We start from the raw sequence: 14,615 nt of genomic DNA, 5'->3' as shown, positions 1-14,615 counted from the left end.
ATCCGCTGGATGTTCAAACAATTTACCCGCGCGGTTGTCGGTCCTTTCAAGCGGAAGGGGCCGGCGGCGAAGAAGGTTGTGATTCTGATTCCGATGTCCACCCGCGCGGAACTCACACCGGAAGAAGAGATCTCGATGCGGCAGATCCTTCACTACTTCGGCAGGTATGAGAAATTCCTGATCGTTCCGGAGGGAATGGAAATCAGTTTCGAGGGCTTCGGTGTCATGCATTTCCCACGGAGATTTTTCGGCTCGGCTGCCAATCACGGCCGCATGCTCAACACCCCGGAATTCTACAGGCACTTCGAGGATTACGAATTCATCTTCTTCCATCACTTGGACGCATTGGCGTTCTCGGATCAGTTGGAGGAATGGTGCGACAGCGATGTGGACTACATTGGTCCGCCGTGGATCAATTGCCCGGACAGCCCTTGGGTCGATCGCCCGCGGGTTGGCAACGGCGGATTCACGCTGCTGCGAACTCAAAAGGCGCTGGAAGCGCTCCGAAGCCGCCATCTTGCGGAGCCGGCGACGTTCTGGCTCGATTTGTTTTCCTATCGCGCGACGCCTCAGCTGGCTGACAAACTTGAGCGCATCAAAGGAATTTTCCCGCTCTCGATAGTTGCCAAGCGGCTGTTGAAGGAGTGGTCCGAGACCGAGGATCCGTCGCCTAACAACCGCAACAACGATATTTTCTGGTCCGACCTCGCCGCTTACTATCTGCCGGATTTCAAAGTCGCTTCGGTGGAAGAGGGATTGCGGTTCGCATTTGAGGTGTCGCCCCGGATTTGTTTGGAACTCAACGGAGGAAAGATGCCGTTCGGTTGCCACGCGTGGGCGCGGTATGATCGGGCGTTCTGGGAACCGTTCATCGTCACTGCGGGAAATGCGGACGAGGTGAAAACCCCGAAACACGAAATGTTGCAGTCCGCATGACGACTCCCCGCACACTTGCCGATCTTCCCGCGCCTCCGCCCGGGCGCACGGGCTGGCCGCGGGATGTTGCTCCGGCCGTGCTTCCCGCGACCGGACCCGATGGCAAAGCATGGCCGAAAATCAGCATCATCACCCCGAGCTACAATCAGGGCCAATACATCGAGGAGACGATTCGTTCGGTTCTTCTCCAAGGATATCCCGATCTCGAGTTCTTCATCATCGACGGCGGAAGCACCGATGACACCGTTGAAATCATCCGCAAATACGAGCCGTGGCTCAGCGGCTGGGTCAGCGAACGTGACAGCGGACAGTCCGAAGCGATCAACAAAGGGTTCTCCCGCTGCACCGGTGAGATCTTCAACTGGATGTGCAGCGATGATTTGCTAACAGCAGGCGCGTTGCAAACCGTGGCGGAATTGTTCGTCTTGAAGCCGGAGATTGATGCCGTAGCCGGAGCCTGTTTCTGCCAATATGACGACGAGCCCGGGAAGAACATCGTCCGCAAGGTCGATTGGAAGGGCTGGGAACTCACTCCTTATTCGGCAGCGATCTGGCAACCGAGTTGTTATTTCCGCCGGAGTCTGGTGAAACGCGGGGAGCTGGTCAGAACCGATCTTCACTACTGCATGGATCGCGAGCTGTGGACTTATCTTTGTTCCCAAAGCGCGAAATGGGAGTGGGAGGACAGCGTTCTCAGCGTCTATCGGTTCACCGGCGCGAACAAATCGATGGTTGGAAAACACAAGATCATCGCGGAGCTGGACACGATCTATCGGGAATACGTCAGCGAGCCCGTTGCATTGCCGATGTTGCTGCGGAAGATCTGGCTGCCGCTTGTCCTCGCGAATGTCCGCCATCCATCCTCGTTGGTTCGCCTGATCTCGCTGGGGGCGTCCCGCGGGGTTGCGATGATTCTTCTAGCAATTTATCCGCAGGAGAGGGTCCGTGCGCTTCAGCGTGAATTTTACGAATACTCGATTTGGTAATGGTCCGTCCCATGGAGAATAGCAGAAACACCTCGAAGATCGCCTTCGTGACCACCATGGCGGGGGTCCCGTGGGGTGGCAGCGAGGAGCTCTGGGGTCAAACGGCCATGCGGCTGCTAGAGGAAGGCCACGATGTCGCGGCTTCGGTTTTTCAATGGCCGACTCGTCCCGCCCCGTTGGAGAGAATTTCCTCGGCGGGTGGACGGTTGGCATTCCGACCACACGAGCAGGCGTTTCCTCAAAGGGTGGCGGAAAAGTTCCGGCAACGCTTGTCCCCCAGTCCGCTTCCCACAGCGGATATGAACTGGCTGAGAGCGGAACGGCCGGACCTCGTTGTGATTTCACAAGGTGGACCGTGGGACGGCGTTCTTTGGATGACGGCCTGTCGCGAGCTTGGAATTCCGTATTGCCCCATCGTCCATGCCCACAGCGAGATCTGGTGGCCGATGGATGAAGATCTTGCTGCGGGACGGCAGGCTCTATCAGGTGCCCGCAAGGTTTTTTTTGTCTCCAAAGCGAACCTGAATCAAATGGAGATGCAGGCGGGAATGCGGCTCGATCACGCCGAGGTGGTTGTCAATCCATGGAAAGTGGACGCCAGCCATCCTGTCGCATGGCCCGAAGAAACCTCCGTCATCGAGATTGCCTGTGTCGGCCGCATCGATCCACGGGCGAAGGGGCAGGATGTCCTGTTGAAAGTCCTTGCCCTGCCGAAATGGCGGGAGCGTCCGATCCGCTTAAATCTCTATGGGGACGGCCCTTGCGAGGAGTCGCTCAAGGCGATGGCCAGCCTGTTGGATTTGAAGAATGTTGTTTTTCAAGGGCAGGTATCCGATGTGAAGAGTATTTGGGCGAAAAACCATGCGTTGGTTCTTCCGTCCCGTTACGAAGGACTTCCGTTGGTGATTGTCGAGGCGATGTTCTGCGGACGCCCGGTCATCACCACCGATGTTGCTGGCAATGCGGAATATCTGCGGGATAACGTCACCGGCTTCATCGCCGAGGCTCCGACTGTTAGCTTGCTCGACGGAGCGATGGAGCGCGCCTGGGCACGCCGAAGCGAGTGGCGTGACATCGGTCTGCAAGCCCGTCATGACGCGGTGGAGGCGATTCCGTCGGATCCCATCGCGGAGTTTACCCGAAATCTTCTGACGTTGGTAAATAATGACCGGAGGGCTGTTGCCGGAAAATGAATGCGTCGATCATCATCGTGACCCGTGATCGTGCCGACGACCTCAGGCTGACTTTAACGGCGATGCGGGAAATCCGGATCCCTACCGGATTCGAAGCCGAACTGCTGGTGATCGACAACGGCTCGACCGATGCCACCGCCGAGGTGGTGCGATCCTGCGAGATCCCGGGCCTTCCGGTCCGTTACATTTTGGAGACGCAGCCGGGACTTTCACGAGGCCGGAATCGCGGCCTCGCCGAGGCGAAGGGAGACATCATCCTCTTCACGGACGACGACGTGCGTCCGCCCGCCGATTGGCTTGCGGGAATGTGCGAGCCGATTCTATCAGGAAATGCGGATGCTGTTGCGGGCGGGGTGAGGATCGCACCGAATTTGCTGCGTCCGTGGATGTCGCCGATGCACCGGTCTTGGCTGGCATCCTCCGAATGGCTGAACCGCGGCAAGCCGCAAAGCATGGTGGGTGCTAACATGGTTTTCTCCCGGAATGTTCTCGAAAAAGTTCCGGGGTTTGATCCGGAGCTCGGCGCCGGGGCGTTGGGAAGCGGTGAGGAAAGCCTGTTTAGTGCGCAATTAATCGCCGCCGGATTCAGGATCGCGGACCGCACCGATCTGTGCATGGAGCATCACTTCCAACCGTCCCGCTTGAAGCGTGGATCGTGGCTGGATGCTGCGAAGAAATTGGGAATCTCCCACGCCTACCGCGGCCATCATTGGGAGCACTGGGGCTGCCGGTGGGCGAAATTGCGACACTTCGCGGCTTCCGCCAGTCTCGCCCTCTGGCGTGCCACCCACTCTTCTGAAATCCGGGACGAAGGCTGCAGCGATCGGGAACTGAATCTGGTCTATCGGTGTGCGATGATTCGTGGGCATTTCGAAGCGAGCAAGCTGCCGCGCAAATACGAGAAACACGGGTTGGTGAAACTCTAACAATAAAACCGAAAATTCAACGACATCCGATGGATAAAATCAGCGTCATCATTCCCACCTATAACCGGGCATCCCAGATCCTCGGGGCGGTTGGCAGCGTGATGGCGCAAACGTTCGCGCCGTTTGAGATAATCGTCATTGACGATGGTTCAACCGACGAAACGGCGGAAGTGCTGGCACCCGTCCTGGATCAAATCCGTTATATCAAAACCGGGAACGGTGGTGTGAGCGCGGCGCGAAACCGCGGGATTCTCGAAGCTCGTGGAGAGTGGATTGCGTTCCTGGATTCCGATGACACTTGGGAACCGTCGAAACTTGAGCGCCAGCGAGCTGCTATTTCCAAAGCGGATTCGAAGGTATGTTTCTGTGTCAGCATCGACGAACGGGGTGAACCGCTTGATGACCTTCATCTAATGGATCCAACGCTGGCGAAAGGTGGTGACAGGTACTATCCTTCGGACGATTGCAGGCTTTTCCTTCATTCGCGGCATCCGTTCCTGCAGTCGATGCTCGTTGAAAAGAAAGCGCTGATGCGTGCCGGAATTTTCGACGAATCTCTCAAGGTGGCGGAAGACACCCGGTTGATCTACAATCTGATCCTCGCGTTCGGCTATTCGGTCGTGAACGAGAATCTTGTCAATATCTGCCGGGATCGCGATGCTCCGGGCTTGTCGGACTCGATCGATGCCGTTGGGGCTTACAAACGCCACGATTGCTACATCCGCGTCCAGTCAGGAGCCTACTGGCGCTTGTTGCCTATCAACCGTGATGCGGCTGACAGGGTGCGGAACAACATGCATTATTTCACTTCGAGACAAGCGGAACTGGCATGCGCCCTGGGCAGGAAATCTGTTGCGAAGCGCTATGCCTTCGCTGGTCTCGCGCCCTACGGAAAGTGGAAATCGCTTTGCCGGAATCTGTTCATCCTGACGGCATACCCCGTCGCCGAAAAGATGTTTGTTAGAAAGTGGAGCAAGGGATCCGCAGAGACTCCGTAGCGGATTTAACACGGAAAAATTTCAAATTCATCATGTCACCTGTTTCCCCCCATCCTCCCAAAAAAATCGTGATCGTCGGCTCGTCGGGCCGGCTGGGCGGCTTGTTGATCAAGTCCTTCGGGGGCAATCATTCGGTGACGGGGCTTTCGCGCGCCCAGCTGGATCTTGGATGTTCCGAGTCGATTGTCGCGGCGCTGGAGCCGCTCGACTACGACCTGCTGATCATCGCCGGAGCTCTAACCGGAGTCGATTACTGCGAGACGAACGAAGCCGAGGCGTTTGCGATCAACGCCACCGGCCCCGGAAAGATCGCGGAGATTTCCGCCGGGAAAAACGCCCATGTGACGTATTTCAGCACGGATATGGTTTACGATGGATCGAAACCGGAACCCTATTCCGAGGCGGATGCACCGAATCCGATCAGCGTTTATGGAGCTTCCAAGCTCAATGGGGAGGACCTCGTTCTTCAAGCGTCACCGGGCAATCTGGTCTTGAGGGTTTCATGGCTTTACGGACCTGGGAGGCCGGCGTTTCCCGAATGGATCATCAACAAGGCATGCGCAGAGGCTCACGTCACGCTGCCAGGGAACAAGATCGGTTGTTCGACCTCCACGGTTGATTTGTTAGGGTTGTTGCCGCCACTGTTGTTTGGGCCGGATGTGGCGTCGGGAGTATTCAATCTCTGCAATTCCGGGCCGTGTACCTGGCGGGACTGGGGACAATTCTGCATCGATACCGCACGCGCGGCCGGGCTTCCGGTTCTGGCGGATCATATCGAAGGCGTGCCGGTCGATTCGGTTCCTGCGTTTGTTGCCAAGCGCCCGGTGAACAGCGCGATGTCCACCGGGAAATACACAGCGTTCACCGGAGTCACGCCGCGCAACTGGCAGGAGGCCAACCGCGAATTTCTCCAACAGAGCGAACTTTTCAAGAAACACACAGTCAGCCCGTCGGCCGTATGATTTTGACACCCGGGATGATTCCAGCGATTTTTCAAGCCTTAGAAACATTATGAGAGTATTAGTCACCGGCGGTGCCGGATTCATCGGATCCAATCTGGTCCATTATCTTCTTGGCGGTGCCTCGGCCGAACTCGGTGTCGGGATCGACCGCGTGGTCAATCTCGACAAGCTGACCTATGCGGGGAACCGCTCCAGTCTGGCGGAACTGGAGAACGACCCCCGTCATGTCTTCGTGCAGGGTGACATTGGCGATGCCGAACTTGTCGGCTCCTTGCTCCGTGATCATGAGATCGACGCGGTGATGCATCTTGCGGCGGAATCCCATGTGGACCGCTCCATCGACAATCCCGAGGAATTCATCATGACGAATTTCGTCGGAACCTACCGGCTTCTCGAAACATTCCGCCGCTATCTGGTGGAAACGGGCCGCATGATCGGGCATTCCCACGGAAAATCGCTGGGGGACGGTTCCAAGTCCGCCTTCCTCCATGTTTCGACGGACGAGGTTTATGGTTCTCTGGGGCCGAACGATGCCGCATTTTGCGAGACCACTCCCTACGCCCCTAACAGTCCATACAGCGCATCGAAGGCGGGCAGCGACCACTTGGCCAGGGCCTATCACCACACTTACGGGATGCCGGTGGTCACCACCAACTGCTCGAATAACTACGGGCCCTATCAGTTTCCCGAGAAATTGCTGCCGCTGATGATCCGCAAGACGCTGAGAGGCGAGTCGCTTCCGGTTTATGGCGACGGCAGCAACGTGCGCGACTGGCTTTATGTCGAGGATCACTGCCGCGGACTCGCGATGGCTTTGCTGCGTGGAAAATTCGGAGAAACCTACGTCATCGGAGGCAAGTGCGAGATGAAGAATCTGGATGTCGTGCATGGCATCATCGAGACCGTGCGTGAACTTGCGCCGGGACGCGTGACGAAAACCGCGGACGAGCTGATCACTTTTGTGAAGGACCGCCCGGGACATGACCAGCGTTACGCAATTGATCCGACCCGCATCGGCAAGGAGCTTGGCTGGGCACCGCTTGAGAATTTCACTTCAGGCCTTCGTAAGACGGTCCAGTGGTATCTCGACAACGACGAATGGATCCGCACCATCGAAGATGGCAGCTACCGCGGCGAACGACTTGGAACCCTTTCCTAAGCTGAAATCATGAGCAAAATCGAAACAAGTCACCTGAAACTGGAAGTCGGCGAATTATCGCTGCGCAAAGGCATCATTCTCGCCGGAGGAACCGGAAGCCGGCTTTTCCCGATGACGCATTCGGTGAGCAAGCAGCTCATCCCGGTCTATGACAAGCCGATGATTTACTATCCGCTCACCGTGCTGATGCTGGCGGGTGTGCAGGAAATCCTGTTGATCTCCACGCCCCGCGACCTGCCGAGTTTTGAACATTTGTTAGGTGATGGCTCGCAGTGGGGACTGAAGATTTCCTATGCCGAGCAGCCAAAGCCCGAAGGATTGGCGCAGGCGTTCCTGATCGCGGAGAATTTCCTCAACGGCGAGCCGGCGTGTCTGGTCCTCGGTGACAACCTGTTTTACGGACACGAGCTCGGAAAATCCCTGCTCGCCGCTTCCCGCCGGATGGACGGGGCGACGGTGTTCGGCTATCACACCAACCAACCCGAGCAATACGGTGTGGTCGAATTCGACGAGAAATGGAACGTCGTTTCGTTAGAAGAAAAGCCGAAGATCCCGAAATCGAACTACGCCGTCCCGGGGATCTATTTCTATGACAAGCACGTGGTGGAGATGACCAAGACCCTGGCACCGTCGCCGCGCGGCGAGCTGGAAATCACCGACCTGAACCGGCTCTATCTGCGAAAAGGGGCACTGCGGGTGGAAATCCTCGGGCGCGGCACGACCTGGCTTGATACGGGAACTCCCGATTCGCTGGCGGACGCGACACAGTTTGTCCAGGTGATCCAACAGCGCCAGGGATTGAAGATCGCCTGCCCTGAGGAAATCGCATTTTACCAAGGCCGCATCGACCGGGATCACCTTGATGTGTCGGTTAGAAAATACTCCGGCACGCCTTACGGCGATTACCTCGCGACCCTTTGATCCCATGAAAGTGACGAACGAAAACCGATGGAGCGGCTTGCGCGAATCCGCCAAGTCCCGGCTGGAGACCCGCGATTACTCGAAAGGCGGACTCGCGGAACGCATGGGTTCCAGCGGTGTCGGCGGCGGAGAGTTGATTTCCGGACGCGGCGATTTGGCGGATGCTTGGATACCCGGTGTCGAGATTTTCCAGCGCAAGGTCTATCAGCAAAAGGGACGCGGCTATTTTTCCGAGTTCACCCGCCTCAGTGAGGGAATTCTGCATGAAATTGGGCTTGCCCCGCAGCAGTGGGCTTCCGCCTTGATGCATCGGGACAGCGCGAAGGGATTTCACATTCACCCGCCGTTCATCCCCGAGGGAGTCGATGCCGGGAAGTGGTTTCAAAGCCTGTTCATCGAGTCCCCGAAGGACTACTCGCGCCGTCTTTACGACAAGGAGCAGTGGGACGTGATGTTTTTCCTGACCGGCCTCTGTGAAATGCTGCTGGTGGATGAGCGGGTGGGGATGCCCCGCCGGATCATGCGCTTCACCATCGCCGGTGACAGCCGGCCGGGTGCTGACAATGTCTCGGTAGTTATCCCACCCGGGGTCGGCCATGCGTTGAGGAGCATCGGCAATGAGGATCTGATTATGGCTTACGGGACGAGCACCACGTTTAACCCGGATTGGGAAGGCCGGATTGAAAGCGGAGTTGAGAATGCCCCGTTGCCCGGCGACTGGGTGGACTATCTGGCCGCAGCGGGCGGAGAGAATCCGTGACAACCGCGTTTAAATCCAGCAGTATGCCACAGTTACCAATCACTTGAAGACTTTGATCGCTAACAAAAATCACCAGCATCCAAATATGAAGAAGAGCATGAAAAACGAAACTGCTATGAAAACACCCCCCGTCGGCGGCTTTGCGAATGACCCCTTGGAACCCGCACGTTCGGGAAATCCGACCCGCTCGTGGCACCGCTTCCGTGCCGGCCTGCAATCGGTCCTCGCGGCATCCCTCTCGGTCTTCATCGTTTTCGTGGCGACGGGATGCGGCAACACTAATTCGGCGCCTCCAATCCCTGCGGAGGCCTACAAATCGAAGCCCAACTCGACGCTGGCCGCTGGTGACGAAATCAATGTGGCTTACTCGGGCGCGCCCGAAATGAACACCAAGCAGAAGATCCAGCCCAACGGCAAAGTCAGTCTGCCGATGGTGGGCGATGTCAGCGCTGCCGGGCGGAGCATTACCAGTTTCCAGAGTGAGCTCACCTCGCTCTATCAGCCGCATCTTCAGGACCCGACCGTGATCGTATCGGTGGAAGAAGCCGCCTCCGGTGTCTATGTTTCCGGTGAGGTTCTCCGGCCCGGTAAGATCCCGTTGGATCACCCGATGACCGCCTTGGAAGCGGTGATGGAAGCTGGCGGATTCACCAAATTCGCGAATCCCAAGAAGGTGATTGTGGTCCGCAATCAAGGTGGCAAGACCCAGCGTTACGAGTTGAACATGAATGACGCCATTTATGGCTCAAACAGCAGCCCGTTCTATGTCCGCACCTACGACGTGATCTATGTGAAGCAAAGCAACTGGTGATCCGGTCGCTTGCGGGGAATCAAGGAAACGGTCCTTGGTTCCTCAGGTGCTGAGTCCCTGTTCGATCAGTTTGAGGATTTCGATGCGCCCTTTGCGGGTCTTCGACGAGCTAATGATCACGGGCGGCACTCCGCTCAAATGTTCCGGCATGGCTTCGAGAAATGCCGCGATCGACGTCTGGGTCTTTCCTGTGGATTGCTTGTCGGCCTTGGTGAAAACCAGTGCGAACGGCACCGCGCAATCTCCCAGCCAGTTGATGAAATCAATATCGATGCGCTGCGGCGGCACCCGCGAGTCGATGAGCACGAAAACCTGACGCAGGTTCTCCCGCTGTTCGAGGTAGTCGCCGACCGATTCGTTGAAATTGATTTTTTCGCTTTTGGCGACCTTGGCGTATCCGTAGCCGGGGAGGTCGACCAGACTCCACGTTTCGTTCATCACGAAGAAATTCAGCAACTGCGTTTTTCCCGGCGTGGCGGAGACCTTGGCCAGCGCATCCTTGTTGGACAGCATGTTGATCATCGAGGATTTCCCGACATTCGACCTGCCGATGAATGCGAACTCGGGCCGTTTCCAATCCGGTGCGGATTGAAGGTTGCGGGCACTCATGTTGAAAATGGCTGACTTGATCTGCATGGATTGAGAAGCGTTAAAAGGGCTCCCCGACGGGAGCTCTTTTTTGTTTTCAAGCGCGACGCTCCGGGAGCATCCGCCGGTGATCAAGGAAATACCCGCTTCAGCCGCCTCAAGGCTTCTTCGCCGGCTCCGCATCTTTGGGCGGAATGATCGTTTTCAAATCCGCCGCATCCATGAAATTGAGCAGCTCCACGGCGAAGCGGACGTCCTCCTTTTGATTGGACTGCCCGGGCTGGATGGTGAAGGGCTTCAGATCTTGCGCCAGCGCGGGATCCTTGTTCGTGGGATCCGGATTGAGAGGTGTGGGGATTGGCGCGGCGATCACGGGTTTTACAACCGGGGTCGCGATGACGGGCGGTTTGTTCGGGAAGCAATAAATGGCGGCGGCCAGCAGCAAGATGAAAACAAGGACGATCCGGGTGAATCTCCGGCTTGTCTGTTGCCGGGCGAGATCCTTTTCCCGTTCACGCTCCTCCAGCATGATCCGCAATTCCGCTTCGGACGGATTGTGGCGCTCAGGCTGGAATTCCATTTCTGACATCAGGTGTGATTTACCTTAATGATCAGGAAGTGTCAAACTTTGGGATTTGCCCGCCGGAGACGAGTCGCCGGTCAAGACTCCCGGGTTTACGCTTCGGAGGTGCCGAAGATGATCGGAGAGCCGGAAAAAAGTTAGCGCTTCTCGATGGCCACCAGCGTGATGTCGTCCATCTGCGGGCCCTCGCCGGTGAACTTTTTGAGATCGGCCTGCATCCGGACGAGAATGGCCTCGGCTCCTAACGGAGCAGCCAGGCGGAATGCTTCGGACATGCGCTCCATGCCGAATTCCTCTTCGTGCGAGTTCACCGCCTCCTTCACGCCGTCGGTGTAGAACAACACGCAATCGCCGGATTTCATCTCGATTTCCATGTCCCTGGTCACCCGTTCGAAGACCGCGCCGCTGTCGATGCCGAGGGCGAGGCCGGGCGAGCGGAGGAGTTCGACTTTTCCCGTTTCGCGGCGGAAATGGAGCGCCGGATCGTGCCCGGCGCGCGAGAGTGTTAGAGTGGCGGCTGCGGCATCGAGCACGGTGTAGGCCATGCTGATAAACATGTCCTCCCGGATGTCGGGAAACAACTGGCGGTTGACGGCGGCCATGGCGGTGGACGGTGAATCCGCCGCCGGTGCCACCGATCGCAGGGCGCTGCGGCACATCGCCATCAGCAATCCGGCGGGAACCCCTTTTCCGGAAACATCGGCGATGACGATACCGAATTTTTGTTCACCCAGATTGATGTAATCGTAGTAATCGCCGCTGATGATGCGGGCCGGCACATTGGTGCCGCTGATCCGGAATCCGGAAATGACCGGATCCTGCTGCGGGAGGAGGATGCGCTGCACCTCGCGGGCGTTTTGCAGCTCGCTCTCCATCGCCCGTTTTTCGTGGGCTTCGCGGTGGATCCGTGCGTTGCCGATGGCGAAGGATGATTGCTCGGCCGCCGAACGGAAGACCGCGAAATCATTCGCCGTGAAATTTCCATCCGCATGACGGCGGGCGACCACCAGCACGCCGAGATCCTTGTTCGCATGCCGCAGCGGTGAAATCAGCGCGGAGACGTCGTCCTGATAGGGATGGATCGCGCCGTCGCAGGACGGATGGCTCTTCACGTTCGCCACCAGCAGCGGCTCGCCGACACTCAGGCAATGACCGAGGATACCCTCGCCCGCCACCACGCGCGATAATCTAACATGACTCTCCAGCGCCCGCGGATCGCGCTCCGCTTTCTTGCTAACATCCGCCGGGATGCCGATCAGGGTCGGGCAGTCCTCCGAGATGTACGAGGGATTGAGGAAATCGTTTTCCGGGCTCAGGAAATAAATCGCTCCGCCGCGGGCACCGACGACCTTGACGATGCCGTCCACAATAATCCGCGAAAGCACGGTGGACGACGGTTCGTTTTCGATCGCCAGACCGAGGTCATGCAGGAAGGTGAACATGCGTTCCTCCTCGCACTCCAGATCGTTGAATCTCCGGCGGATCGACTTGGCCTTACGCCTTTGTTTGCCGAGGGAGATGGAGAGGATGATGACAGCCAGCGCACAGATAGCGAAGGATATGACTGTGGGGATGTGCATCGTGGGGAGTTCAGAAATTCACGCGCATCCCGATTGGATCCTCTACTTCTCGCCGGAGGATTCGGCCTCCTTCAATTTGTCCTTCAGCTCGGTTTCTAACAATGAGACGACACTGGAGAAGATCTCGGCGTTCTTCTCGTTCTTGCTGGCGAGCTCCTGATGGGCTTCCAGCACGAGCTTGGTTCGTTGCAGCGAATTCGGTGAAGAAGTGATGGCCGGAACTTTCAAATCCGTCCGGATCGCATCGATATTTCCGCGCCACGCGGACACAGGCGGATCAATTTCCATCAGGAAATCCAGACCCAGATCCTCCAGCGACCGTCGATTCCGCGATCCCGCGTCGGCGATCTGCAAGGTGCCATCCGGATGGGCGGAAAGGCGGGCGGCCATGCCTGCGAGAGTTCCCATGAAGGTGGAATCCATGCCGCTACAGGCCCCCAGATCCACTACCAGGCATTTCTCGCCAGCCGCGATCCGGGCATCGCCGAATTCCTTCATCGGGGGGCTATTCAGAAACGAGCCTTTCCCTTCACAGCGGATCCAACTGAATCCATCGAAGATTCCGGTTAAAATTGGGCATTCCGTACTCACTGAAAAAAGACCGTCGTTTCAACGGCGAAAGGTTCACGAATATAAAATCATGGAAGCCGCTGGTCAATCACCCATCTGGAAATTCGTGAACTCATTGCCAAAGGTAGGATTGCTTCGTGGCGATGACTTTTTTGCCGCGTTGGAGGGTCGCCTTCCACGTCAGCACCTTGCCGTTTTTGAAATAGTCCTCACCGATGATGGCGAACTCCGCTTTTCCGTCGGGCGTCGATGCCGGAAAACTTCTAACCATTCGTTTCACGAGGCTCGCCGTGCCTCCTTGTTGATATTGCAAAATCAGTTCGACCTCGCCCTGGCCGACGCCATTCCGGTCGTCCCAGATCAATGTGTAATACTGTCCGAGCCGGTTGCGGCGTTCCTCCATACTCACCGCGCCGCGCAAGCGCCGGGATTTTTCCATGCTCACCATCGGTTCGTCCACAGTGTTGGGGACCTGGTCGCGGAGTTGGAATTGTTTCACCACCAGAGGTTCGGGCGGCCCCGCACAGGCACCGAGCAAAAGGACCGCAAGAAGACTGTAACAGGGATTCACGCCCGGGATTCAATCAGCGCGGGGGGGAGTTTCAAGGAACAAGACTCCGCCCGGTGGTTTTCACTTTTGACGCAGTGTGCCATCCCACATTAGCTTGGTGAAAAATGAACGACGTTGAGCAAACCGAGATCAAACTGGAATTCGACACCCCGCGGTTTCTCCACTCGCTGTTTGCCAACGACCCGAAAAACCTCTCCTTCCTCGAAACCGAACTCGCGGTCAAAGCAGTCACCCGCGACGGCTGGATCACGATTTCCGGTGCTCCCGGCGCGGTCGAGCGGGCGCGTGCCGTTTTCGCCGATCTCGAATCCGCGCAACGCAACGGCGGACCCATCGCCCAGCGCGAATTCCGACATGCGGTGGAAGTCGCCGCCGGCAACGGCATGATTGGCGTGACCGAGTTGTCCGGTGTCCGCCTGGTCGGTTCGCGGGGCCGCAAACCCGTCATTCCGAGGACGCCCGGCCAGCTCGAATACGTCCGCGCGATCGAGACCCATGATGTCACCTTCGGCCTTGGCCCGGCAGGGACCGGCAAAAATTATCTCGCGATGGCGATGGGCCTCACTCTCCTCAAGCGCCGCATCATGCAGCGCATCATCCTGACCCGCCCGGCCGTTGAAGCGGGCGAGGCTCTCGGGTTTCTGCCGGGAGATCTTCGGGAAAAAGTCGCCCCGTACCTTCGTCCGCTTTACGACGCGATCCACGACATGCTCGATCCCGAGGAGGCGCAGCGTTACCTCGATGAGGGAACCATCGAAATCGCTCCGCTCGCCTTCATGCGCGGCCGGACCTTGTCGCGCTCGTTCGTCATCCTCGACGAAGCCCAGAACACCACCCGCGAGCAAATGTTCATGGCGCTCACCCGGCTCGGCGAGGAATCGCGGATGGTCATCACCGGCGACAGCTCGCAGGTGGACCTCAAGCCCGGTGTTCGTTCCGGACTTGCCGAAGCCGAACATGCCTTGCAGGACATCGAAGGCATTGCGTTCCACCAATTTTCCAAATCCGACATCGTCCGCCACCCGGTGGTCGGGCGGATCGTCGAAGCCTACGAGCGCTATCGCGCCTAGA

General features: G+C 57.8%; 16 protein-coding genes. 11 read left to right on the top strand and 5 right to left on the bottom strand.

What is annotated here, in order from left to right; translation table 11 throughout:
* Positions 1–9 precede the first annotated feature (9 nt).
* The 10 genes from ABIQ96_RS11660 (at position 10) to ABIQ96_RS11615 (ending at position 9,652) form a co-directional block, all read left to right on the top strand.
* A complete protein-coding gene (locus ABIQ96_RS11660; RefSeq protein ID WP_348214765.1) occupies positions 10–936 on the top strand; it encodes a DUF5672 family protein in 927 nt (308 codons plus the stop codon).
* Positions 933–1,922, top strand: a complete 990-nt coding sequence (locus ABIQ96_RS11655) for a glycosyltransferase family 2 protein (protein ID WP_348214764.1) — start codon at positions 933–935, stop codon at positions 1,920–1,922. Before ABIQ96_RS11660 ends, ABIQ96_RS11655 begins: the two co-directional genes overlap by 4 nt.
* 11 nt (positions 1,923–1,933) lie before the next feature.
* Entirely contained in the window at positions 1,934–3,115 is a 1,182-nt protein-coding gene (locus ABIQ96_RS11650) for a glycosyltransferase family 4 protein (protein WP_348214763.1), read from the top strand.
* Complete coding sequence (locus tag ABIQ96_RS11645) at positions 3,112–4,041, top strand: glycosyltransferase family 2 protein (protein WP_348214762.1); 930 nt, start codon at positions 3,112–3,114, stop codon at positions 4,039–4,041. Before ABIQ96_RS11650 ends, ABIQ96_RS11645 begins: the two co-directional genes overlap by 4 nt.
* A gap of 29 nt (positions 4,042–4,070) precedes the next feature.
* Positions 4,071–5,039 carry a glycosyltransferase family A protein gene (locus tag ABIQ96_RS11640; protein ID WP_348214761.1) on the top strand — a complete coding sequence of 323 codons (969 nt, stop codon included), beginning with the start codon at positions 4,071–4,073 and terminating at the stop codon, positions 5,037–5,039.
* Between the two features lie 32 nt (positions 5,040–5,071).
* Positions 5,072–6,001 carry an NAD(P)-dependent oxidoreductase gene (locus ABIQ96_RS11635; protein WP_348214760.1) on the top strand — a complete coding sequence of 310 codons (930 nt, stop codon included), beginning with the start codon at positions 5,072–5,074 and terminating at the stop codon, positions 5,999–6,001.
* Positions 6,002–6,050: 49 nt separating this feature from the next.
* Complete coding sequence (gene rfbB / locus ABIQ96_RS11630; RefSeq protein ID WP_348214759.1) at positions 6,051–7,160, top strand: dTDP-glucose 4,6-dehydratase; 1,110 nt, start codon at positions 6,051–6,053, stop codon at positions 7,158–7,160.
* Between the two features lie 9 nt (positions 7,161–7,169).
* Positions 7,170–8,081, top strand: a complete 912-nt coding sequence (gene rfbA / locus ABIQ96_RS11625) for a glucose-1-phosphate thymidylyltransferase RfbA (protein WP_348214758.1) — start codon at positions 7,170–7,172, stop codon at positions 8,079–8,081.
* Positions 8,082–8,085: 4 nt separating this feature from the next.
* The gene (locus ABIQ96_RS11620) at positions 8,086–8,841 is read left to right on the top strand and encodes a hypothetical protein (RefSeq protein WP_348214757.1); all 756 of its coding nucleotides are present in this window, start codon (positions 8,086–8,088) and stop codon (positions 8,839–8,841) included.
* A gap of 115 nt (positions 8,842–8,956) precedes the next feature.
* On the top strand, positions 8,957–9,652 hold the full coding sequence (locus tag ABIQ96_RS11615; protein ID WP_348214756.1) for a polysaccharide biosynthesis/export family protein: 696 nt from the start codon (positions 8,957–8,959) through the stop codon (positions 9,650–9,652).
* Positions 9,653–9,694: 42 nt separating this feature from the next.
* Here the strand turns inward: ABIQ96_RS11615 and yihA are convergent, their stop codons facing one another.
* From yihA to ABIQ96_RS11590, 5 genes are all read right to left on the bottom strand, one after another.
* Positions 9,695–10,288 carry a ribosome biogenesis GTP-binding protein YihA/YsxC gene (gene yihA / locus ABIQ96_RS11610; protein WP_348214755.1) on the bottom strand — a complete coding sequence of 198 codons (594 nt, stop codon included), beginning with the start codon at positions 10,286–10,288 and terminating at the stop codon, positions 9,695–9,697.
* Positions 10,289–10,397: 109 nt separating this feature from the next.
* The gene (locus ABIQ96_RS11605; protein WP_348214754.1) at positions 10,398–10,829 is read right to left on the bottom strand and encodes a hypothetical protein; all 432 of its coding nucleotides are present in this window, start codon (positions 10,827–10,829) and stop codon (positions 10,398–10,400) included.
* Positions 10,830–10,960: 131 nt separating this feature from the next.
* A complete protein-coding gene (locus tag ABIQ96_RS11600) occupies positions 10,961–12,403 on the bottom strand; it encodes a GAF domain-containing SpoIIE family protein phosphatase (RefSeq protein WP_348214753.1) in 1,443 nt (480 codons plus the stop codon).
* Between the two features lie 42 nt (positions 12,404–12,445).
* Complete coding sequence (locus ABIQ96_RS11595) at positions 12,446–12,994, bottom strand: STAS domain-containing protein (protein WP_348214752.1); 549 nt, start codon at positions 12,992–12,994, stop codon at positions 12,446–12,448.
* A gap of 91 nt (positions 12,995–13,085) precedes the next feature.
* A complete protein-coding gene (locus tag ABIQ96_RS11590) occupies positions 13,086–13,544 on the bottom strand; it encodes a hypothetical protein (protein WP_348214751.1) in 459 nt (152 codons plus the stop codon).
* Positions 13,545–13,648: 104 nt separating this feature from the next.
* Between ABIQ96_RS11590 and ABIQ96_RS11585 the strand changes: the two genes are divergently transcribed.
* Positions 13,649–14,614 carry a PhoH family protein gene (locus ABIQ96_RS11585; protein ID WP_348214750.1) on the top strand — a complete coding sequence of 322 codons (966 nt, stop codon included), beginning with the start codon at positions 13,649–13,651 and terminating at the stop codon, positions 14,612–14,614.
* Position 14,615: the final 1 nt, after the last annotated feature.

Source organism: Luteolibacter sp. (assembly GCF_039920825.1).
Taxonomy (GTDB): Bacteria; Verrucomicrobiota; Verrucomicrobiia; order Verrucomicrobiales; family Akkermansiaceae; genus Luteolibacter.
The sequence above is the reverse complement of the archived record's forward strand: the minus strand, read 5'-3'. Positions and strand labels throughout refer to the sequence as shown.

Coding starts and splice junctions, on each gene's coding strand:
- ABIQ96_RS11660 (WP_348214765.1), top strand. CDS start 10: ATGTTCAAACAATTTACCCGCGCGGTTGTCGGTCCTTTCAAGCGGAAG.
- ABIQ96_RS11655 (WP_348214764.1), top strand. CDS start 933: ATGACGACTCCCCGCACACTTGCCGATCTTCCCGCGCCTCCGCCCGGG.
- ABIQ96_RS11650 (WP_348214763.1), top strand. CDS start 1,934: ATGGAGAATAGCAGAAACACCTCGAAGATCGCCTTCGTGACCACCATG.
- ABIQ96_RS11645 (WP_348214762.1), top strand. CDS start 3,112: ATGAATGCGTCGATCATCATCGTGACCCGTGATCGTGCCGACGACCTC.
- ABIQ96_RS11640 (WP_348214761.1), top strand. CDS start 4,071: ATGGATAAAATCAGCGTCATCATTCCCACCTATAACCGGGCATCCCAG.
- ABIQ96_RS11635 (WP_348214760.1), top strand. CDS start 5,072: ATGTCACCTGTTTCCCCCCATCCTCCCAAAAAAATCGTGATCGTCGGC.
- rfbB (WP_348214759.1), top strand. CDS start 6,051: ATGAGAGTATTAGTCACCGGCGGTGCCGGATTCATCGGATCCAATCTG.
- rfbA (WP_348214758.1), top strand. CDS start 7,170: ATGAGCAAAATCGAAACAAGTCACCTGAAACTGGAAGTCGGCGAATTA.
- ABIQ96_RS11620 (WP_348214757.1), top strand. CDS start 8,086: ATGAAAGTGACGAACGAAAACCGATGGAGCGGCTTGCGCGAATCCGCC.
- ABIQ96_RS11615 (WP_348214756.1), top strand. CDS start 8,957: ATGAAAACACCCCCCGTCGGCGGCTTTGCGAATGACCCCTTGGAACCC.
- yihA (WP_348214755.1), bottom strand. CDS start 10,288: ATGCAGATCAAGTCAGCCATTTTCAACATGAGTGCCCGCAACCTTCAA.
- ABIQ96_RS11605 (WP_348214754.1), bottom strand. CDS start 10,829: ATGTCAGAAATGGAATTCCAGCCTGAGCGCCACAATCCGTCCGAAGCG.
- ABIQ96_RS11600 (WP_348214753.1), bottom strand. CDS start 12,403: ATGCACATCCCCACAGTCATATCCTTCGCTATCTGTGCGCTGGCTGTC.
- ABIQ96_RS11585 (WP_348214750.1), top strand. CDS start 13,649: ATGAACGACGTTGAGCAAACCGAGATCAAACTGGAATTCGACACCCCG.